The organism is Devosia rhodophyticola (assembly GCF_028816475.1).
Classification (GTDB): domain Bacteria; phylum Pseudomonadota; class Alphaproteobacteria; order Rhizobiales; family Devosiaceae; genus Devosia; species Devosia rhodophyticola.
Window position 1 is genome coordinate 925,437 of sequence record NZ_CP118247.1, and the last position, 20,220, is coordinate 945,656.

The 20,220-nt window shown below is 57.9% G+C and carries 20 protein-coding genes; 9 read left to right on the forward strand and 11 right to left on the reverse strand.

Features of this window, described 5'->3' with window-relative positions:
* The first annotated feature begins 7 nt into the window (after positions 1-7).
* The 3 genes from PSQ90_RS04525 to PSQ90_RS04535 all read left to right on the forward strand — a co-directional run bounded on the left by PSQ90_RS04525 (position 8) and on the right by PSQ90_RS04535 (position 2,049).
* Entirely contained in the window at positions 8-583 is a 576-nt protein-coding gene (locus PSQ90_RS04525; RefSeq protein WP_407648165.1) for a fasciclin domain-containing protein, read from the forward strand.
* A gap of 191 nt (positions 584-774) precedes the next feature.
* Positions 775-1,272 carry a peptide-methionine (R)-S-oxide reductase MsrB gene (msrB, locus tag PSQ90_RS04530; protein WP_282212239.1) on the forward strand — a complete coding sequence of 166 codons (498 nt, stop codon included), beginning with the start codon at positions 775-777 and terminating at the stop codon, positions 1,270-1,272.
* A 72-nt stretch (positions 1,273-1,344) separates the two neighbouring features.
* Positions 1,345-2,049 carry a type 1 glutamine amidotransferase gene (locus tag PSQ90_RS04535; RefSeq protein WP_282212240.1) on the forward strand — a complete coding sequence of 235 codons (705 nt, stop codon included), beginning with the start codon at positions 1,345-1,347 and terminating at the stop codon, positions 2,047-2,049.
* 22 nt (positions 2,050-2,071) lie between these two features.
* Here PSQ90_RS04535 and phoB read toward each other — a convergent pair whose 3' ends face one another.
* The 7 genes from phoB to PSQ90_RS04570 form a co-directional block, all read right to left on the reverse strand.
* On the reverse strand, positions 2,072-2,773 hold the full coding sequence (gene phoB / locus PSQ90_RS04540; RefSeq protein ID WP_282212241.1) for a phosphate regulon transcriptional regulator PhoB: 702 nt from the start codon (positions 2,771-2,773) through the stop codon (positions 2,072-2,074).
* A 7-nt stretch (positions 2,774-2,780) separates the two neighbouring features.
* Entirely contained in the window at positions 2,781-3,491 is a 711-nt protein-coding gene (gene phoU / locus PSQ90_RS04545; RefSeq protein ID WP_282212242.1) for a phosphate signaling complex protein PhoU, read from the reverse strand.
* Between the two features lie 30 nt (positions 3,492-3,521).
* Positions 3,522-4,304: a phosphate ABC transporter ATP-binding protein PstB gene (pstB, locus tag PSQ90_RS04550; protein WP_407648197.1), complete on the reverse strand. Its 783-nt coding sequence runs from the start codon at positions 4,302-4,304 to the stop codon at positions 3,522-3,524.
* A 73-nt stretch (positions 4,305-4,377) separates the two neighbouring features.
* A complete protein-coding gene (gene pstA, locus PSQ90_RS04555) occupies positions 4,378-5,751 on the reverse strand; it encodes a phosphate ABC transporter permease PstA (protein ID WP_282212243.1) in 1,374 nt (457 codons plus the stop codon).
* Position 5,752: 1 nt separating this feature from the next.
* Positions 5,753-7,129, reverse strand: coding sequence for a phosphate ABC transporter permease subunit PstC (gene pstC, locus PSQ90_RS04560; protein ID WP_282212988.1), 1,377 nt, complete (start codon positions 7,127-7,129; stop codon positions 5,753-5,755).
* Positions 7,130-7,201: 72 nt separating this feature from the next.
* A complete protein-coding gene (locus PSQ90_RS04565) occupies positions 7,202-8,218 on the reverse strand; it encodes a PstS family phosphate ABC transporter substrate-binding protein (protein WP_282212244.1) in 1,017 nt (338 codons plus the stop codon).
* A gap of 200 nt (positions 8,219-8,418) precedes the next feature.
* Entirely contained in the window at positions 8,419-9,705 is a 1,287-nt protein-coding gene (locus tag PSQ90_RS04570) for a sensor histidine kinase (protein WP_282212245.1), read from the reverse strand.
* Positions 9,706-9,792: 87 nt separating this feature from the next.
* Between PSQ90_RS04570 and ppk2 the strand changes: the two genes are divergently transcribed.
* From ppk2 to PSQ90_RS04585, 3 genes are all read left to right on the forward strand, one after another.
* Positions 9,793-10,656, forward strand: coding sequence for a polyphosphate kinase 2 (ppk2, locus tag PSQ90_RS04575; protein ID WP_282212246.1), 864 nt, complete (start codon positions 9,793-9,795; stop codon positions 10,654-10,656).
* A gap of 143 nt (positions 10,657-10,799) precedes the next feature.
* Positions 10,800-11,585 (forward strand): N-formylglutamate amidohydrolase, encoded by a 786-nt coding sequence (locus tag PSQ90_RS04580; RefSeq protein WP_282212247.1) that lies wholly within the window; start codon positions 10,800-10,802, stop codon positions 11,583-11,585.
* A gap of 45 nt (positions 11,586-11,630) precedes the next feature.
* Complete coding sequence (locus PSQ90_RS04585) at positions 11,631-13,130, forward strand: amino acid permease (protein WP_282212248.1); 1,500 nt, start codon at positions 11,631-11,633, stop codon at positions 13,128-13,130.
* Here the strand turns inward: PSQ90_RS04585 and PSQ90_RS04590 are convergent.
* Positions 13,127-14,596 carry a mannitol dehydrogenase family protein gene (locus tag PSQ90_RS04590; protein ID WP_282212249.1) on the reverse strand — a complete coding sequence of 490 codons (1,470 nt, stop codon included), beginning with the start codon at positions 14,594-14,596 and terminating at the stop codon, positions 13,127-13,129. The two genes, PSQ90_RS04585 and PSQ90_RS04590, sit on opposite strands and share 4 nt — an antisense overlap.
* A gap of 121 nt (positions 14,597-14,717) precedes the next feature.
* Here PSQ90_RS04590 and PSQ90_RS04595 point away from each other — a divergent pair, with 121 nt between their 5' ends.
* Entirely contained in the window at positions 14,718-15,632 is a 915-nt protein-coding gene (locus tag PSQ90_RS04595; protein WP_282212250.1) for a sugar kinase, read from the forward strand.
* Here PSQ90_RS04595 and PSQ90_RS04600 read toward each other — a convergent pair.
* The gene (locus PSQ90_RS04600) at positions 15,629-16,174 is read right to left on the reverse strand and encodes a DUF924 family protein (RefSeq protein ID WP_282212251.1); all 546 of its coding nucleotides are present in this window, start codon (positions 16,172-16,174) and stop codon (positions 15,629-15,631) included. The genes PSQ90_RS04595 and PSQ90_RS04600 overlap by 4 nt on opposite strands.
* Positions 16,175-16,206: 32 nt before the next feature.
* On the reverse strand, positions 16,207-17,130 hold the full coding sequence (locus PSQ90_RS04605) for a VOC family protein (RefSeq protein ID WP_282212252.1): 924 nt from the start codon (positions 17,128-17,130) through the stop codon (positions 16,207-16,209).
* A 191-nt stretch (positions 17,131-17,321) separates the two neighbouring features.
* On the opposite strand from PSQ90_RS04605, the gene PSQ90_RS04610 reads away from it, so the two are divergent.
* Together PSQ90_RS04610 and PSQ90_RS04615 are read left to right on the forward strand one after the other, a co-directional pair.
* Complete coding sequence (locus tag PSQ90_RS04610; protein WP_282212253.1) at positions 17,322-17,648, forward strand: YARHG domain-containing protein; 327 nt, start codon at positions 17,322-17,324, stop codon at positions 17,646-17,648.
* A 51-nt stretch (positions 17,649-17,699) separates the two neighbouring features.
* Positions 17,700-18,125 (forward strand): organic hydroperoxide resistance protein, encoded by a 426-nt coding sequence (locus tag PSQ90_RS04615; protein WP_282212254.1) that lies wholly within the window; start codon positions 17,700-17,702, stop codon positions 18,123-18,125.
* A 63-nt stretch (positions 18,126-18,188) separates the two neighbouring features.
* Here PSQ90_RS04615 and PSQ90_RS04620 read toward each other — a convergent pair whose 3' ends face one another.
* Entirely contained in the window at positions 18,189-19,997 is a 1,809-nt protein-coding gene (locus tag PSQ90_RS04620) for an ABC transporter ATP-binding protein (RefSeq protein ID WP_282212255.1), read from the reverse strand.
* Positions 19,998-20,220: the final 223 nt, after the last annotated feature.

Genomic DNA, 20,220 nt, shown 5'->3' on the forward strand with positions numbered 1-20,220 from the left:
CGTCCCCATGAAACTCTCGATCCGCAGCCTTGCCCTCACCACCATGTTGACCGTCTCATCGCTTTCGGGCGCTGCAGCTTTCGCCCAGGACAACCCAATGGTTGGTGGCGCAGCCATGTATGCTGACAAGAACATCATCGAAAATGCTGTCAATTCAGCTGATCACACCACTTTGGTTGCTGCCGTCAAGGCTGCCGGGCTGGTGGATACGCTTTCGGGTGAAGGTCCATTTACTGTTCTGGCCCCAACCAACGAAGCATTTGACGCGCTGCCAGCCGGCACCGTCGAGACTTTGCTGAAACCAGAAAACAAGGAAATGCTATCAACGATCCTGGCTTGCCATGTCATTGCAGCCAAGGCCTTGTCGACTGACATCGTTGGCATGGTCAAGGATGATGGCGGCGAGCACATGGTTGATACCGTTGGCGGCTGTAAGCTGACCCTCAAGACCACTGCTGATGGTGGCGTTACCGTTACCGACGAAAACGGCACAACGGCCAATGTCACCATTGCCGACGTGATGCAGAGCAATGGCGTAATCCATGTGATTGACGCTGTTCTGACACCAAAGTCCTCAATGTAACCTATCGACGGCGACTAACGAATAGATCTGTGGCGGCCCGGTCTTTTGCAAAAATGATCGGGCTCTCACACAATCTTGACGTGCACCCGCTTCGCCCAAGCAATTACAGTGCACGTCAAAGGGCCCGCGATGCTGCTACCTCCCTCCGGTGGCTTTGGGGCGCGGGCCCGCCTCTTTCAGGGAGTTGGACGATGAAGTTTGACCGACGTAATTTTATCTTTGGCGGCGCAACGCTGCTCGGGCTAGGTGGCCTGGGTTATCTGATGCGCAGCACCGCCCCCGCAGTTGCCAGTGAAGGCAATTTTGCAGTGACCATGACCGACGACGAGTGGCGCGCAAAACTCGGCGATGCCGCCTATCAGGTCCTGCGTCATGAAGGCACGGAACGCGCCTTTACCTCGCCACTACTCGATGAGCACCGTGTTGGCGTCTTTGCCTGCGCCGGTTGCGATCTACCGCTCTACAATTCGGATACCAAGTTTGAAAGCGGCACCGGTTGGCCAAGTTTTTACACCTATATCGACGGTGCCCTTGGCACCAAGGTGGACAACTCGCTGTTCGGTCAGCGTACGGAAGTCCATTGCAGCCGCTGCGGCGGGCATCAGGGCCATGTGTTTGAGGATGGTCCGAAGCCAACGGGGCTTCGCTATTGCATCAATGGCGTTTCCGTCAAGTTTGTCGCAGCCTGATTGATAAAATCCACATTGAATTCAGGTGCCCTTTGCAGCTAATGCGAAGGGCATTTTTCGCTGAGGGCTTTCGTGCAGATCACCATTATCCAGACCGGGCAGGTTCCCCCTGCCCTCGCCGACACTTTCGAGCCTTATCCTCAAATGTTTGAAGCCATGTTTGACGGCACGGGCGCACACTTTGATTTTGAGACGATTGCGGTTCATGAGGGTGCGCCCCTGCCCGACCCCGTCGGGCTCGCAGCCATCGTGATCACCGGATCGTCAGCCGGGGTTTATGATGATCTGATCTGGATGGCGCCGCTGCGCCAGTTTATTCGCGACGCCTATGCGGCGGGAACCCGAATGGTCGGCATCTGTTTTGGCCATCAGATCATGGCCGACGCGTTGGGCGGAGATGTGGGAAAATCGGAAAAAGGCTGGGGGTTGGGTCGACACACCTATGCTGTAACCAATCGCCCCGACTTTATGGCCGATGCACCACAGACCCTGGCCATCGCCTGTTCGCATCAAGATCAGGTCAAGGTGCCGCCAGCGGCGGCGCGCGTCATTATGGCATCCGATTTCACGCCGAATGCCGGGCTGATGTACGAGAATGGCGCGGCACTGAGTTTTCAGCCGCATCCCGAGTTTGACAACGATTTCATGCTGGCTTTGGCGGCGCTGCGACGCGGCCAGGTGCCTGACCAGTTGGTGGAAGCTGCCGAGGCATCGGTTTCGACACCATCTGACAGCAAGGCACTGGCGGGCTATATAGCGACATTTCTGACCAGATAAATCCAAGGCCATCAGGCCCCGGTTAGCTGGCTTTTTCAAACCGTTCGTCAAAGGCATAACCGGCGCCGCGAACGGTGCGGATCGGATCGGCAGAACGACCGCGATTGATCGCCTTGCGAAGGCGTCCGACGTGAACATCGACAGTGCGTTCATCGACATAAACATCATTGCCCCAAACGCCGTCGAGCAATTGCTCGCGCGAATAGACACGACCCGGGTGGCGCATCAGATATTCCAGCAGGCGGTATTCGGTGGGGCCGAGGTGGACTTCGCGGCCCGAGCGGCTGACGCGATGGCTGGTGCGATCCAGCTCCAGATCACCGGCCTTGAGAACGGCGGTGACCAATTGCGGGCTGGAACGGCGCAAAAGGGCATTGATGCGGGCGAGCAGTTCGGGCACCGAGAACGGTTTGACGACATAATCGTCGGCACCCGTGGCCAGACCGCGTACCCGCTCTTCTTCTTCACCACGGGCGGTGATCATGATGATGGGGATGCGCGCGGTTTCCTCGCGGGCGCGCCAGCGGCGGCACAGTTCAATGCCGGAAAGGCCGGGCAGCATCCAATCGAGCAGGATCAAATCCGGTGTGGTTTCCTGCATGGCCTCAACAGCTTCATCGCCGCTTTCGGCGGTCAGCACGCGAAATCCTTCGGCCTCGAGATTATAACGCATGAGGACGGACAGGTCCGCCTCGTCCTCAACGACCAGAATTGTTGCAGCCATCCGCTCTTCAGACCTTGATCTGTGTGCGATGCAGATCCTGCACATCGCTGGTCAATTGCTTGCCGGTCTGTAGATAATAGGCGCGCTCGGCAATGTTGGTGGCATGATCGCCGATGCGCTCGAGGTTCTTGGCGCAGAACAACAGATGAGTACAGGGCGTGATATTGCGCGGGTCTTCCATCATGTAGGTCAAAAGCTCGCGGAACAGCGAGGTGTACATGGCGTCCACCTCGTCGTCATTGTTGCACACCGCAATGGCGGCGTCAGCGTCACGGCTGGCATAGGCATCGAGCGCCAGCTTGATCTGGCGCAGCACCAGATTGGTCATGTTCTTGACGCCGTTGTAAAAAGTCGGCTGCAGGCTGATGCCCTCCAGCTTGAGCGAGCGACGCGATAGCTGCTTGGCCATGTCGCCGACGCGTTCCAGATCGGAGGCGACGTGAATGGCAGTAACGATTGAGCGCAGGTCCGAGGCCATGGGCTGGCGCCGGGCGATCATCGACACGGCCATGTCGTCGATCTTGCGCTGCATGTCGTCGATACGCTGGTCGGCGACGATGGTGATATCGGCCAGTTCACGATCAAGCTTGAGCAGCGAACGGGTGCCGTTTTCAATGGCGACTTCGACCTGTCCGCCCATTTCGGCGATCAACTGCGCCAGCGCCGTCAACTCGTCGGTGTAGGAGGAAACGATGTGGTCCTGGGTAGAATTGGGCATGGCAAAATCCTCAATTGTCCGCGCTGCGGATCAGCCGATACGGCCCATGATATAATCCTGGGTCTGCTTATTGATGGGGTTGGTAAAAATATCTTCGGTCACCCCTTCCTCGATCAGATTGCCCAGATGGAAAAAGGCGGTTTTCTGACTGACGCGAGCGGCCTGCTGCATCGAGTGGGTGACGATGACGATGGTGTAGTTTGCGCGCAATTCATCAATCAACTCTTCGATGATGGCGGTGGCTATCGGGTCGAGGGCCGAGCAAGGCTCGTCCATCAGGATGACCTCGGGCCCGACAGCCATGGCGCGGGCGATGCAAAGGCGCTGCTGCTGACCGCCCGACAGGCCGGTTCCCGGTTCATTGAGACGATCCTTGACCTCTTCAAACAGACCCGCCCTGCGCAGCGAGGAGACGACGATTTCGTCGAGATCAGTGCGCGAGGTGGCGATGCCATGGATTTTGGGACCATAGGCGACATTTTCATAGATCGACTTGGGGAATGGATTGGGCTTCTGGAAAACCATGCCGATGCGGGCGCGCAATTCAACCACGTCGAGCGATGGATCATAGATGTCCTCGCCATCGAGTTTGATCAGGCCTTCAACCCTTGCGCCCTCGATGGTGTCGTTCATGCGGTTGATGCAGCGCAGGAACGTTGATTTGCCGCAGCCTGACGGCCCGATGAATGAGGTGACAGCGCGATCGGGAATCTCGATGGAAACGCCGTGCAACGCTTCTTTGGCGCCGTAGTGAACCTTGACGTCCTGGGCCTGGATGCGAATGGAGCGATCAGGGGCGTCAGTCGGGTTCATGGCGCTTTCCACCGTTGTTTGTGTCATTTTTACCTTACCGGCCATTACGTCCATTTTTCCATGCTCCGTTCAATCATGCCCGGCGCTCGAGGCGCGTCCGCAGGAAGATGGCGATGGCATTGAGCAGGATCATCAGTCCCAACAATACCATGATCGCGGCAGAGGTGCGGGCTTCGAAAAAATTTCTGTTCTCATTGCCGTTCCAGAGGAATATCTGCACCGGCAGGGCCGTTGCCTGATCGAGCGGACTGGCCGGAACGGAAGCAACAAAGGCATTCATGCCGATAAGCAGTAGCGGTGCCGTTTCGCCCAGAGCCTGTGCGACCCCGATGATGGTGGCGGTCAGGATGGATGGAAAGGTGACCGGCAAAACGTGATGAAACACCATCTGGGTTCGGGAGGCGCCCAACCCGAGTGCGGCCTGACGCAAAGCGGGAGAGACGCTCTGCAATGCCGCGCGGGTGGCAATGATGATAGTGGGCAATGTCATCAAGGTCAGCACCATGCCGCCGACCAACGGGGCGGATATGGGCAGGTGAAAGAAATTGATGAATACCGCTGCCCCCAACAGGCCGAAGACGATGGAGGGGACCGCCGCCAGATTATTGATATTGACCTCGATGATATCGGTGAGGCGCGATTTTTTGGCGAATTCTTCAAGATAAATGGCGCTGGCAACCCCGATCGGCACCGCCAGGATTATGACGACCAACATCATATAGACCGAGCCCATGAAGGCGCCGGCCAGACCTGCGGACGCCGGGGCGGCGCGACTATCGACATTGGTGAAAATTCCGGTGGCAAAATCTTTGGTCAGGGTCCCGTTTTCGGCAAAAAAGTCGGTGAGCGCACGGGCGTCTGCGCCAAGCTGTTGCTGGGCATCGGGCAGGTCGCGGTCGATATTGCCCTTAACCCAGTTATCGACATTGGCAGAGGCGACCAGATCAATTGAAATGGTTTTGCCGAGAAGGCCGGGATCCTCAACGTAGCGCTCGCGCAGGATATGACGGGCGTTGGTTTCGGGGATAGTCAGGAGTTGACGTGTATCAATGTCATAATCGGCGGGGGCCGACTTGCGCATCGCGACCTCAAGCACCTTGTTCCAGTTGAGCAAGACAAGCGAACTCCGCCATTTGAGGTTGGCCTGCTCGAAACCAGCATCGGACTGGCCCACTTCGCGCACCGGCGCCGGGGTCAGCTTGATAATTGCGGGATCGTAGGCCACTTCGAGATGCAGGTTGGCCTGAGTGAACGCAGGAATGCCCTTGCTCAATACGTCGGTAAACAGCAGGGCAACAAACCCGAGAGCGGCGACGATGGCGGCAATGCCCAGGCCCCGAAATATCTTTTCGGTCATGTGGCGGCGACGCAATCCGGCCTTGACCTTGCGGGCCCGCTCGGCGGCAAGACTGCGGCTCGCGGTATTGGATTGACTGAGTTCGGTCATGTTATTCGTACTGCTCCCGGAAGCGGCGGACGATGTAAAGCGCCACGACATTTAGGATGAGGGTCATCACGAAAAGCGTCAGCCCCAACGCGAAGGCCACCAGCGATTGCGGTCCGGCAAAGTCGGTATCACCGGTCAGCTGATTGACGATGGAAATGGTGATGGTGGAGACTGGTTCGAGCGGGGTTCCGCGCAACACCGGGCTGTTACCGGCAGCCAGAACGACGATCATGGTTTCGCCAATGGCGCGGCTGATGGCCAGAAGGAAGGCCCCCACGATGCCCGGCAGCGCCGCTGGCAGCAGCACGCGGCGGATGGTTTCGGACTGGGTGGCGCCCAGACCATAAGAGCCGTCGCGCATCGAGGACGGCACCTGGTTGAGAATGTCATCGGATAGCGACGAGATGAAGGGGATGATCATGATCCCCATCACGAGGCCCGCCGTCAGGGCACTGGCGGCCTTGATGTCAAGACCAATGATGTCACCGGCACTTGCCAGGAACGGACCGACAGTCACCAGCGCGAAAAAGCCATAAACGATGGTGGGAATGCCGGCCAGAATTTCAATGATCGGCTTGATGATGGCCCGCAGTTTGCGGGGCGCGTATTGGGAAAGATAGATCGCAGTCATCAGACCGACGGGCACGGCCACCAGGGTCGCGATAAGCGAAACCATCAGCGTGCCTGCCAGGAGCGGCAGCAAACCATATTGGCCTTGAGCGCCCCCTTCGGTGGAGGAGAACACCGGGTTCCAGACAGTTCCGAAGAAGAAATCGAGCGGATTGACGAAGGTGAAGAAGCGCAGTGCTTCGGTCACGAGGGAGGCAACGATGCCGACGGTTGTCAGGATCGCAATTCCCGAGCAGGCCAGTAACAGCAGGCCAATGATGAATTCGACGTTGTTGCGGGCGCGCAGGCGCGGCGTGATCTTGGAGCGCGCGTAGAGCAGCGCCAAAATACCGGTGCCAGCAGCGGCAGCGATGACCACCAGAAATGTGGTGAACTGGAACTGACGCAGCGCTTCGCCTGCGGCCTGTTCATAGGGTTGCACATCGCCTGCAACACCAAACCCGGAAGCCAGCGCGTTGATGCGCTGAAGGGTTGCCTGCAAGTCTTGCCCGGTTTGAGCGGCGACATCGGCGGGCAGTTGGGCAAGGGTAAAAGCGCGGATGACATCGCCGCCGAAATAGGCCCAAAGGGCCAGGATCAGCAGCATGGGAATGATGGCCCATAGCGCGACAAGGGTGCCGTGATATTGCGGACGGGAATGCACGCGGATGCCATTTGGCGTGGCCAGATTGCGGCTACGGGACCAACCAGACTGATAAGCCAGACCCATGATAACAAGGAGCAGGCCAACGACAACGAGTGAGTTCACAGCGGTCACGCTTTCCCATTGATAGTAGGGATGGACCGCGCCCAGGTGGGCGCGGTCCGGGATATGCAGAACTTAGTTGGCGGCGGCTTCGAACGCGGCCAGAACTTGGGCAGTCTTGTCTTCTGGCTGCGGGATCAGACCTGCAGCTTCAAGCGTACCGCCGCTGCCGGACATCATGTCCGACAGGAAGAAATTTACATATTCCTCGATGCCGGGAATGGTGCCGATGTGCTGGCCCTTGATATAAAAGTAGAGCGGACGCGACACAGGATATTCGCCAGCAGCAACGGTATCGTTGGAAGGCACAACGCCATCAATGGTTGCAACCTTTAGCGTGTCCTTGTTCTGGTCGTAAAAGCTCAGACCGAAAACGCCGACAGTGTCAGGGTTGGACTTGAGGCGCGCCAGCGTTTCAGTGTAATCGCCCGAAATTTCGACAACAACGTCCTGACGCAGGGTGGTTTCAGCGGCAGCCTTTTCTTCCTCGCTCAGACCTTCTGGCAGACCTGCTTCTTCAGCACCGGCAGATACAACGCGTTCCTGGAAAACTTCACGGGTGCCGTGGTTGGAACCGGGAATGGCCAGAGCGATGGTCTGATCTGGCAGCGATGCGTCGATCTGATTCCAGTTGGTGTATGGGTTGTCGACCAGCTTGCCATCAACGGGGACCTTGGCAGCGATTGCCTTGTAGATCTGGACGGGGGTCAGGGAGAAGTCAGGACCGGTCGCTTCGGACGCAAAAACGATGCCGTCGAAGCCGAACTGGATTTCACGGATGTCGGTGACGCCGTTTTCTTCACAGGCGGCGCGTTCCTTGTCCTTGATCGGGCGCGACGCATCCGCGATGTCGATGGTATTTTCACCAACCCCTTCGCAGAACTGCTTTAGGCCGCCACCGGTGCCGCCCGAACCGACGACTGGGGTGTTGAACTCAGGGTAGGACGCACCGAATTCCTCGGCAACAATCGAAGCGAATGGCAGAACGGTGGACGAGCCAGCGATCTGAATGGTGTCGCGAGCAATAGCTGCGGTGGTGCCAAATGCGGCAAGTGCAATCACGGCGGCGCTGGCGAAAGACAAGGCTTTCATGGAAGTGTCCTTTTTCTCAAAAATGCGGCTCGAATCCCGGCAATATCTTGTGGGGTTCGACCCCGTCCGGTGTTTGACGGTCGCAACCTATGACGCAGTGGTCATAGATTTATGACACTTGGCTGACAGTTGTATGACAGTACAAGCCGTTGATTTTGAATAATTATTCAAAGAGAAACCCGGAATCAATGACTTCACGGTCAGGGCAATGACACGTCGACCCGCATGCCGTGACCGGGCCTTGAACGGATGGTGAGCTGGCCGCGATGGCGGTTAACCGTGTGCTTTGCAATGGCAAGGCCAAGCCCTGTGCCCTTCTTGCGACGGCTGGCATCGGCATCGATGCGATAGAATCGCTCGGTCAAACGGGGGACATGTTCAGGTTCAACGCCGGGTCCATGATCGACGATGCTGACCAGATGGGTAAAGCCGGGCAGCGCTGCTACCGCCAACTCGATATCTACCGTGTTGCCCGAGCCGCCATACTTTATGGCATTTTCGACCAGATTTTCGAAAACCTCGTAAAGCTCATCGCGATCCCCGATTGCGTTGGTTGTTTCGGCGGGGATGGCGAGGCGAAGCTCGACTTCAGCGGCTTCTGCCTGGGCCTGCAAGCCCTCGCGCACATCGCGCAGCAGGGCGACCAGATCAACCGAGCCGGTGGGGCGAACATGCTGGTGCATTTCGATCCGCGACAGTGAGAGCAAATCTTCGATCAGCTTGGCCATGCGTTCGGCCTGGCCGCGCATGATGTGAAGGAATTTTTCACGCGCCGCCGTATCGCGCGCCGCTGGACCGAGCAATGTGTCGATAAAGCCAAGCAGCGAGGTCAGTGGTGTGCGCAACTCATGACTGGCATTGGCGATGAAATCAGAGCGCATGGCATCGACCCGCTTGAGATCGGTAAGGCTTTGGAAGGTGATCAACAACAGCGGTGGGGTCGTCTCGCCGTTAGGGTCGGTTGTGCTTTGCAAAGGCGAAATGGCCACTTTTTCCCAGGTTTCGCTGGGCAGTGTTTCGTGAAGTTCGAACAGGCGCGTTTCACCACTCTGCCAGACGGCCTCAATGGCCTTTACCAGTTCGGGATAGCGCAGAACGAAGGTAATCGGGTTGCCGATGGCAATATTGGGAAAGCGTTGTGCGGCGGCCGCATTTCGGTGACGCACCACCGAGCGGCGATCCAACACCAGGCAGGGATCAAGCAGAACATCGGCGAAGCGGTCGACCCCCATGGTGGCAATCACGCCGGGCGCGTCTCCGGGGGCATGCTCTTGGTGTTGGCTGACGGTTATTGGCAACCAGAGTGCTGCTATTATCAGGATCAGGAGCGCCAGAACCGCTTCGGGCCAACCCAGCCCTGCCTCAACCACCAGCGCCGCCAGAACGAACGCCACGCAGACAAGCAGCACCACGCGGGTGCGCAGCCGATCCAGCAGGGGCGGCAGGCGCCCGTCGGGTCGGGCATTCTTATTGGAACGATCAACCATTTTAACTCTTTGACAGATAGTTGGCGCGGTTGGCCTTGCACGCGCTTCGGCTTCATAGCACGTTGATTACAACAATGGAGAGACAGTGTGAACGACGCGATCAAGAGCTTTGATATCGAGAATCCGGAACTACCCAAGGCCATCAAGAAGGGTGCACTGGAATCGGGCGGCTATCCCTACAAACACAAACTTGATCGCAAGATTTACGAGAACGAGTTGCATGATTTGCAAGTTCAGCTGGTGCGGTTGCAGGCCCATCTGGCCAAGACAAGCGAGCGGGTCATCCTGGTTTTTGAAGGACGCGACGCGGCCGGAAAAGGCGGTACGATCAAAAATTATCTGACCAATCTCAATGCCCGCTACAATCTGATTGCCGCACTGCCCAAGCCCAACGACAGGGAACGCACGCAATGGTATTTCCAACGCTATGTCGACTGGTTTCCAGCGGCAGGCGAAACGGTATTGTTTGACCGTTCTTGGTACAACCGGGCTGGGGTTGAGCCGGTAATGGGCTTTTCAACGCCCGAGCAGACAGCGCATTTTCTCGAAGAAGTGCCGCACTTTGAAAAACGCATCACCAATGATGGCATTCACCTGTTCAAATTCTGGCTGTCGATCGGGCGCGAAATGCAGCTCAAGCGATTTCATGACCGCCGCCACGATCCGCTCAAGGTCTGGAAGCTGTCGCCGGTCGATCTGGAGGCATTGACGCGCTGGGGCGAATATTCCAAAGCGCGAGATGTGATGCTGGAACGCTCCGATAGCGCACACGCGCCCTGGACCATTGCCCGGTTCAACGACAAACGGCGCGGTCGGCTCAACGTCATGCGCACCGTCCTCAACAAGCTGGCCTATGAGGGCAAGGACCCCATTGCCATTGGCGAAGTCGACCGCAAGATCATGCTGAGCGCCTCGGAGTTTCTGGCACTCAAGACGGTGGACGCCGCCTGAATTCAGCTCGGTTCGGCCATGACGTGTGAAACTCGTTTGACAGGGGGATCAAAACGCCTTCATCTAGCGGCAATCGGCGTTAATGACTGACATTGATGCACAATCGGATGCGCCCGCGCAGAATGACGCCAGACAGGGCCAACATGGTTGACGAGGTTGCAGATCACCGACTGGCGGCGCGGCAGGTGCCCCCGGTATTGGTCGTGAATGGGGACGGCGCATCGCCGTTCGTTCTGGTGTGCGATCATGCGTCCAATCGCCTTCCCGAGCGCTATGGCGATCTGGGTCTGAGCCAGACCCAGCGCCTGTCCCATATTGCATGGGACCCCGGGGCGCTGGCGGTATGCCATCAAATGGTTGATCGGCTTGATGCGCCTTTGATTCACTCGACGGTTTCGCGCCTGATCATTGACGCCAATCGCGATATTGGTTCGCCCGAATTGATCCGGACGGTTTCGGAAACCACCGAAATTGCGGCCAATCTTGAGTTGTCGCCAGAAGAGCGGCAGAGCCGGATCAGCCAGTTTCACACCCCGTTTCACGATGTGATCGGGGCGCTGCTCAATCGGCGGGCGGCGGCTGGCAAGAAGTCAGTATTGGTGTGCATGCACTCGTTTACCCCCTCATTTATGGGCGTTGGCCGACCTTGGCCTATCGGGCTGATCCATGGCAAGGACCAGCAGTTTACCCACGCCTTGCAGGACGCGCTCAAGGCCGAGGATCCGGGGCTTAATGTTGGCTGGAATGAGCCTTATGCGGCTATGAACGGGGTGACGTTCACGCTCGAGGAACATGGGGATCGGCGCGGCATTGATGCCACCATGATCGAGTTGCGCAACGATGAAATCACCGAGCCGGACGGCGTTTCCCATTGGGCGGGTCGGCTGGCGCGGTGCCTTGAAACGGCAAGGCAGGCCAGCGTTTCCTAGCTGTGCTAATGCTGACGCGAATTTGATCTAGATTCGGGGGAAGTGTTGGCAGGCAAGACGCAGGCAGGCGGGATCGCCTACGCGACGCGCGACAATTCCTATTTCGAACAACGGAGGCTAAAGCGCTACGCAGGGGTGTGGTCACTGTGGGCACTGAGCGTCGGCGCGGTGATTTCGGGCCATTTTTCAGGCTGGAACCTAGGTTTTGCCATGGGTGGCTGGGGCGGCATGGCGGTGGCTGCTGTCATTATCGGCGTCATGTATCTCGGGCTGACGCTATGCATTGCCGAAATGAGCCCTGCCCTGCCCCACACCGGGGCCGCCTATTCATTTGCCAGAACCGCCATGGGACCGTGGGGCGGTTTTGTCACCGGGCTGTTTGAAAACGTGGAGTATGTACTGACCCCGGCTGTGGTTGTTACGTTCATATCCTCTTATTTCAGCGCCATTGTGGGGCTTGATGCGGTGTGGCTGCCGCTGGTGTGGGTGGCATTTTATGGCATTTTCCTTGGCCTAAATATTTTCGGCGTGGCCCTGAGTTTTCGGGTGACGCTGGTGGTCACGCTGGCCTCGCTTTTGGTGCTGGCGGTCTTCTGGATCAGTGCGTTGCCCAATATGGATTTTGGCCGATGGGCGCTCAATATCGGGGCGGATGGTTCTGAATTGCCGCTAGGGCATGGTCCGCTGTTTCCCTTTGGCATTGCGGGGATATTTGCCTCGCTGCCCTTTGCCGTCTGGCTGTTTCTGGCGATTGAACAATTGCCGCTGGCGGCTGAAGAGTCGGTTGATCCCAGGCGTGACATGCCGCGCGGTATTTTGCTGGGCATGGGAACGCTGGTGATTTCGGCATTCTTGATTGTGCTGCTTAATCCCTCGGTAATCGGTGTGGGCGCCTATGGACTGGGGCGCTCGGGCGAGCCGCTGCTGGATGGATTTCGGGCGATTTATGGAGACGGCTGGGCCGTTCTATTGGGGCTGGTGGCGATGCTGGGGCTGATCGCCTCGTTTCACGCCATTCTGTTTGCGCAGGGGCGGCAGATCTATTCCCTCAGCCGGGCCGGGTATTTTCCATCGGCTCTGTCGGTGACGCACCGACGCCACAAGACCCCTCACGTTGCGATGATCGGGGGCGCGCTACTGGGCCTCTGCGTCATGTTGACTATCTGGTTTGCCAATGGTGGCGGTGGCGAAGCGCCGACCCAGCTCGGCGACGATATCATTGGCACCGTGCTGCTGAACATGGCGGTATTCGGGGCCATGTTGAGCTATATCATGCAGGCGGTGAGCTTCATTTTGTTGCGGCGCAACCGCGCCAGCATCGCGCGCCCATTTCGCAGCCCCCTGGGTATTGGAGGGGCTGCGCTGACAATCATTATTGCCACGATCACGCTTGGCTTCCAGCTCCAGGACCCGAATTTTTTCCGCGGCGTCATCTGGGTCGTTGTCTGGTGTGCCATTGGCATTGCCTATTTCGGCCTTGTTGGTCGACACCGACTGATCCTGTCGCCAGAGGAAGAGTTCGCTCTGGCGCAGGGAGTAGATTAGGCGACGCGGTCGGCGACTGTTTGGGCGGCGCCGTGCTCGAACAGGTTTTCGAGATGCCCGATAACGGTCGACCTGAAGGCCGGCTGCTCGGCAAGGTCTGCACCAAAAATTTCAGGCAGCGCGACAAGACCGTTGAACAGGGCCTTGGGGTCCTCCCCCGCTTCGGCAGCGATGGCCATCAGGCGCATGGACATCGGGTCCTTGACGTCGATGGGTTTGCCGTTTTCGTCGATGCCCATGACATAACGCATCCATGCGGCGACCCCGAGCGCCAGCCGGTCGATGGATTTACCGGCCGCCAGTCGGTCGCGAATGGTGCCCAAAAGGCGTTGTGGCAGTTTCTGGCTGCCGTCCATGGCAATCTGCCAGGTGCGATGCTTGAGGGCGGGGTTGGCAAAACGGGCCAATAATTGATCGCGATAGGTCGGTAGGTCGGTGCCGGGCATATCAAGGGTCGGCATGATTTCATCGGTCTGCATCTGATGGATCAGTCTGACGAAATTATCATCCTCCATGGCATCGGAAACATGCTCGTAGCCTGCCAGATAGCCGAGGTAGGAAAGGGTCGAGTGCGCGCCATTGAGCATGCGCAGTTTCATCAATTCGAACGGCTCGACGCTTTTGACCAGTTGCGCACCAACGGCTTCAAACGGAGGACGACCTCCGGGAAAATTGTCTTCGATGACCCATTGCGTGAAGGGCTCGGTCATGATCGGCCAGGCATCTTCAGCCCCGATCAATTCGGCAATGGCGCTCCGGTCGGCATCAGTGGTTGCGGGGACGATGCGATCCACCATGGTGCCGGGAAAGGCGACATTATCGGCAACCCAAGCGCCCAGATCAGCATCAAGGAGGCCGGCGAAGCGGGCAACAATGCGCTGGCACGTTTCCCCGTTGGACGGCAGATTATCGCAACTCATCACGGCAAAGGGGGCAACGCCTGAGGCGCGGCGACGCGCGAGCGCGGCAACGATCAGGCCGGGGGCGCTGCGTGGATTTTCGGGATTTGCCAGATCATGGACGATGTCAGGATGTTTGGAATCGAGCTCGCCGGTGGCGGGGTCGTGGCAATAGCCTTTTTCAGTGACGGTCAGCGAAACGATGCGAATGTTGGGCGACGCCATCGTCTCGAGCAGCTTTTCGCGTTCGACATTGGCGTCCAGAATATCAATGATCGAGCCAATAACGCGCGGCTGGGTGCCCGAAGCATCGCGCACGGCAACGGTATAAAGACAATCCTGCGGGGCCAGAGCCTGCTTGGTGTCGGGGCGGCGAAGGCTGGCGCCGACGATCGCCCAATCGGGATGATCCTTGAGCAAATCATCAATATAAACAGCCATGTGGGCGCGATGAAAGGCGCCGATACCAAGGTGCACGATGCCTGCGGAAATACCAGTTCGGTCATAAGCTGGCACGGCCAGTCTGGTGGGAGCATTGGCAAGCGAATTGGCTGAAAGTCGGGTCATAGCTACATCCATTGGTCGACGCGGCTTCTTGTATGGTAGAAATTGAAAAAGCGCCACCACCTGATTGCAGGCTGTGCAAATGTAAGCGATAAGCGGGGCAGATCGGCCCGGGAGACAGGATTTGGCGCAGAAACGCTTCGTGAGTATTGGCGAGTGCATGATCGAAATGTCGGGTGGCGAAGAGCGCCAGTACCGGCTCGGTTATGCCGGCGATACGCTCAACACCGCTTGGTACATGCGGGCGATTTTGGGATCGGACTGGCAGGTCGACTATATGACAGCCCTCGGCGACGACCGCTATTCGGGCGATATTCGGGCGTTTCTGGATAGCCACAATATTGGCACCAGCCACATTGCCACCATCGCCAACAAGCGCCCCGGCCTTTACATGATCCATCAGGACAAGGGCGACCGACACTTTACCTATTGGCGCGAAAATTCGGCGGCACGACAGTTGGCCGACGATAGGGACGGGCTGACGCGGGCGCTCGATGGGGCCGACATGGTCTATTTCTCCGGGATTACGCTTGCGATCCTGCAGCCACGGGCGCGCGGTCGGCTGTTGGGTGCTATTGTTGCAGCGCGCGACGCGGGCGCGCGAATTGTCTTTGATACCAATTTGCGGCCAGCGCTTTGGAGTTCGCCACGGGTGATGGCCTCCATGCTAACTGCCGCAGCCAGCCTTTGCGATGTAGTATTGCCAACCCATAGCGACGAGGCGCCGCTATTTGGTGACAAGAACGTCGAAGACACCGCCAATCGCTATCTTGAACTCGGTGTTGAAGAAGTGGTGGTCAAGGATGGGGCCAATACGGCCCTGATTGCCACGCGTGACCAGCAGGTCAGCGTCAAACCGCCAAAAGTCGACAATGTTGTCGACGCCACCGGCGCAGGTGATTCTTTCAATGGTGCATATTTGTGCGCGCGGGCAGCCGGCCTTGATCTTGCCGACGCGGGCGCAGCGGCGCATCGGGTGGCCGGTATCGTCATTGGCCAAAAAGGCGCGCTGGTCGATCCGGCCCTGCTTGAGACTTAAAAGACGCGGTCACCGATCTCTTTCAGATAGTCGATTTCCTCAGGCGTCGGGACACGCCCCAGTGCCTTGTTGCGCTTGGGGAAGCGACCGAAGCGGGCAATGACGTCGCGATGGCCTTTTTGAAAATCGAGCCAACTTTGCGTGTCCGGTTGGCTGAACAGGGCCATGCCGATCTCCTGAATCACCAGTGATTCCGAATGCATATAGGGCATGTAGACAAACATTTTTTCGTGCGGGGTCAGTCCCTTGTCCAACCCCTCGCCTACGATGTACTGGGCCAAGGTCAAAGCCATCAAATCCTGCGCAAAGGCTTTGGGGGAACCGCGATTAAGCTGGCGGGATAGTTGGTCCAGCAGGATAATTTCGGCGCGGCGACCAACAAGGCTATCGCGCCAGTGATAAAGTTCGCCGCGCGAGGCCTGTTCATGGGTTGAGCTGAACCGGGCGGCACAGGCGACGTCAAATTCCTCGCCGCCTGAAAACCACTGTTCGGGGCCATGTTCGACGAACCAGAATTTGATGACGTCGCTGGGTTGTGTCATGGGTCGTTGCCCTCTGGCTGTTTGATGTCGACTTAAGCTGTCGCAGAAATGCGGAGGCGGTTGCCGGAAGGATCGCGGGTTTCGATGCCCGTTGCAAGATGTTCAACCGACGCACCGGCCTTTTCAAGGCGGGTCACCATTTCAGCAAGCGTTGCAGCATCAGGCACAACAATATTGAACCAACGTAGACCAGCCTTATTGGCTGGCGGTAGTTTTGCGTCGGGACCTGCCCAGACATTGAACGCCAACGTGTGGGGCATATAATTCAGCCCCACATCGCCCATTCCGAAGGAGTGGATCAAAACGAACCCGCCAAAGCCGATAGTGTCCCGATAAAAACCCATAGCGACGTCGAGATCATTGACGTGAACATGCACATGCCCGATGCGGGTGCCCTTTGGCATACTGACCTGTCGTTGAGCAGGATCCCCCAACTCGCCCAGCAGCTCTTCGAGATCAATGCGTTCGCGGCCAGAATGGGGTTTGCCATCGGCTGTTAAAGCATAATAGCCCCTTTTGGGATCGCCCAAGGTGCCGCGCCATGGCGTTTCAAAGGTGATTTCAATGCCATTGCCATCAAGATCCCAAAGATAAATGGCCTCGGAAACCAGATGATCAGTGGGCGAAATGCGAACCTGCTTTTCAATTGCGCGCATGGCCATGGAGGCAAGGTCAGCGCGGGTCGGCACGTGGATGGCGACATGATAAAGGCCGATTGTGTGCGGCACGACCGGTCCCTGAGCATTGGTATCCAGCACAATCAAGGTCTGGTTGTCGACACCCAGTTCAAGTCGATCCGGCAGGTCGCCTATAACGGTCAGGCCGACGACATCGCGCCAGATCGCCAGCGCCCTGTCCTTGTCAGTGACGGCCAGATGAACCGGCCCCAGACGGGTGGTCATGGGGAGCAATGGAGCCGAGCGAATGTCGGACTGCACAGTGGCGTCGATCATCATGACCTCCTGAGGGATTGGCGGAACCTAACAGCATTACGCTGCCTTGCGCATTATATATGCCGGCCGCCCCAATGTTCTATGGCCACAAAGCGAATGGACTGTTCGCTTGTTGCGCCCCAAAGCAAAGTGCCTTTCCAGAATGCCATAACCGTGCTGAATTCTTGATAGTCTTTTAGGAGGAGGCAGGCGAAATGGGCATCAGGACGATTGCAATCGTGGCAAGTCTGTTGGCTGGCACCAGCGGCGCCATGGCGAATTGCTACGAGGATCTGGGGTGCGACAATGGGCGCTATTTCACCCGAAGCGAAGTGCGCCAATTATCGTGTCAGGTGCTATGGGAATTGCGCAATTCCATGTATCACCAGAATGGCTATTGTTTCAAAACCCAGCGCGGTATCAATAGTTTCGGCAATGAGGGTTGCTATATCAGCGATCAGGCAGGGGTCAGCCTCAATGCCTATGAACGCGCCAATATCGGCCTGATTGTCGCCACCGAAAAAGCCAAGGGTTGTCGCTGAATTTGCAACGAATGCAGCGCCGTCCCGTTGTGCTCGACAAGGAGAAATTGAATGAAGATCATGTACACAGCCAAGGCCACCTCAACCGGCGGTGGCCGCGTTGGGCAGGCGGCAACCGATGACGGGGTGCTTGACGTTACCCTGACTTCACCTAAAGAAATGGGCGGCGATGGGGCGCGCGGCACCAACCCTGAACAATTGTTTGCGGTTGGATATTCGGCCTGTTTCCTGGGCGCCATCAGGGGTGCCGCAGGCAAGACAAAGACGAAAATTTCCGACGATTCAACGGTTACCGCCGAGGTCAGTTTCCGGGATCGCGAAGATGGCGAAGGGTTCTGGATTCAGGCAGCACTTAAAGTGCATCTGCCGGGGCTCGACAAGGAAACCGCCGAGGATGTGGTGCGGCGCGCACATATCATTTGCCCCTATAGCGAAGTGTCGCGCAACGGCTTTAACGTGACGCTAGACGTGGTCTAGGCGTCGAATTGATATTTGAGACTGTGGAATCCGGGGCATGGTAGTGCCCCGGATTATTTGTCGTCAGGCGATCATCAGACCCTTGGTCAATTCGAGCGCCTGGCGTTCAAACAGACGCCGGTAGATGCCGCCAGACAGTTGGATCAATTGCTCGTGCCGCCCTTCTTCAACGATACGGCCCTTGTCGAAGACCAACAGGCGATCAAGTGCACGCACCGTGGAAAGGCGGTGGGCAATGACAAGCGTTGTTCGTCCCACCATCAAGCGTTCCATGGCTTCCTGGATCAGCACTTCGCTTTCGCTATCGAGGCTCGATGTCGCCTCGTCCAAAATCAGGATCGGGGCATCGGCCAGAAACGCGCGGGCAATGGCGACGCGCTGGCGTTCGCCGCCTGACAATTTAACGCCACGCTCACCGACCATGGTTTCATAGGCCTTGGGCAGGCCGACGATAAAGTCGTGGGCGCTGGCCTGACGCGCGGCCATCTCGACCTCAGCGCGACTGGCACCGGGGCGGGCATAGGCGATATTGTCGGCCAACGAGCGGTGAAACAGGATTGGCTCCTGCTGCACGATGGCGATCTGGCCGCGCAGGGACGATTGCTGGACGCCAGCAATATCCTGGCCATCAATGCGGATGTCACCCGAGTTGATGTCATAGAGCCGCTGGATCAGCTTGACGAACGTCGTCTTGCCTGAACCCGAATGCCCCACCAACCCGACACGCTCGCCCGGGGCGATCGACACCGAAAAATCGGCATAGAGCGGCGTCTGATGCGAACCGTACTGGAAGGTGACATTGTCAAAGGCAATCGCCCCTTTGCCAATGGCAATGGCGCCAGCGTCAGGTCGATCCTCAACGCCCAGCGGTTGCTCATAGAGTTGCACCAACTCTTCCATGTCGTTCACTGAACGTTGCAGGTTGCGAATGTGCTGGCCGACATCGCGCAAGTGACCCGACAGGACGAAGAACATGGTCAGTACAAAGGTGATGTCGCCTGGGCTGGCCAAACCCTGCTGCCACAGCAACAGTGCGGTGCCCAATATGGCGCTTTGCATGATCACCATCATCAAGCCCTGGACGCCGCCATTGATAGTGCCGCGCTGCCAGACGCGACGGGTGCGGTGGCGCCATTTGTCGACGACGCGCTGCAGGCGAGATTCTTCGCGGGTTTCGGCGCCGAAGGCCTTGACCACGGTATTGCAACTAACGGCATCGGCCAGCGCGCCACCCATTTTGGTGTCCCATGCATTGGCCAGGGCACCAGCGGGCGCCACGAAACCAACCGACAACACAACGGTAACGCCGACATAGATCAACGATCCTAATCCGACAACCAATCCCATCACCGGCCAGGCCATGCCCAGAATAACGGTCGCGCCGAACAGCATGACGAGCGAGGGGAGCAGGGCAATAAGGAGAGTATCATTGAGCAGATCGAGCGCCCCCATGCCACGCGTGATTTTGCGCACGGTGGACCCGGCAAAGCTGTTGGCGTGCCAATCGGTCGAAAACCGCTGGACACGATGGAAGGCGCTGGTGGTGACTTCACTCATGATGCGCAGGGTGAAGGCGATTAGGCTGAAAAACACCAATTGGCGCAACACCACCGAGGCCAGATAAAGCGCAGCCATGATCCAGAATGCCGTTACAGCGGCATCCCAGAACTGCGCAGCCTGACCACTACCCGAAGCCACTGCGTCGACCAGTTTACCGGCAAACAAAGGGCTAAATGCTTCGGCAAGCGTGGCGCCCAAAACCAAGGTTGCTGTGAATACGGCGCGAATTGGTTGCTGCTTCCAGAAGCCAAAGGTGAAGCCAAGCACCTTGCGGAAAGCATCGCCGCGGATATTGAGTTTGAAACGAGCCATGAAACGTTCCAGCGCCACCGTTACGGCGGACCGGTCCCCTGAACTAAAACGGAAACAGCGCGAGGCAATGCCTTGAAGATCGTGCTGTCAGGAAGTGAGAGATTGAGCGCCAGCGCTCGGGGCAGAACGGACCTTTAAGGTCGGAACATGCCGATGGGAGTAATCGCAAATGATGCTGTCAACGAACGCCTCCCATAACAGGGGTTTGAAAGCTCATCTATAG

Coding starts and splice junctions, on each gene's coding strand:
- PSQ90_RS04525 (WP_407648165.1), top strand. CDS start 8: ATGAAACTCTCGATCCGCAGCCTTGCCCTCACCACCATGTTGACCGTC.
- msrB (WP_282212239.1), top strand. CDS start 775: ATGAAGTTTGACCGACGTAATTTTATCTTTGGCGGCGCAACGCTGCTC.
- phoB (WP_282212241.1), bottom strand. CDS start 2,773: ATGGCTGCAACAATTCTGGTCGTTGAGGACGAGGCGGACCTGTCCGTC.
- phoU (WP_282212242.1), bottom strand. CDS start 3,491: ATGCCCAATTCTACCCAGGACCACATCGTTTCCTCCTACACCGACGAG.
- pstB (WP_407648197.1), bottom strand. CDS start 4,304: ATGAACCCGACTGACGCCCCTGATCGCTCCATTCGCATCCAGGCCCAG.
- pstA (WP_282212243.1), bottom strand. CDS start 5,751: ATGACCGAACTCAGTCAATCCAATACCGCGAGCCGCAGTCTTGCCGCC.
- PSQ90_RS04565 (WP_282212244.1), bottom strand. CDS start 8,218: ATGAAAGCCTTGTCTTTCGCCAGCGCCGCCGTGATTGCACTTGCCGCA.
- PSQ90_RS04570 (WP_282212245.1), bottom strand. CDS start 9,705: ATGGTTGATCGTTCCAATAAGAATGCCCGACCCGACGGGCGCCTGCCG.
- PSQ90_RS04580 (WP_282212247.1), top strand. CDS start 10,800: ATGGTTGACGAGGTTGCAGATCACCGACTGGCGGCGCGGCAGGTGCCC.
- PSQ90_RS04590 (WP_282212249.1), bottom strand. CDS start 14,596: ATGACCCGACTTTCAGCCAATTCGCTTGCCAATGCTCCCACCAGACTG.
- PSQ90_RS04600 (WP_282212251.1), bottom strand. CDS start 16,174: ATGACACAACCCAGCGACGTCATCAAATTCTGGTTCGTCGAACATGGC.
- PSQ90_RS04605 (WP_282212252.1), bottom strand. CDS start 17,130: ATGATGATCGACGCCACTGTGCAGTCCGACATTCGCTCGGCTCCATTG.
- PSQ90_RS04610 (WP_282212253.1), top strand. CDS start 17,322: ATGGGCATCAGGACGATTGCAATCGTGGCAAGTCTGTTGGCTGGCACC.
- PSQ90_RS04615 (WP_282212254.1), top strand. CDS start 17,700: ATGAAGATCATGTACACAGCCAAGGCCACCTCAACCGGCGGTGGCCGC.
- PSQ90_RS04620 (WP_282212255.1), bottom strand. CDS start 19,997: ATGGCTCGTTTCAAACTCAATATCCGCGGCGATGCTTTCCGCAAGGTG.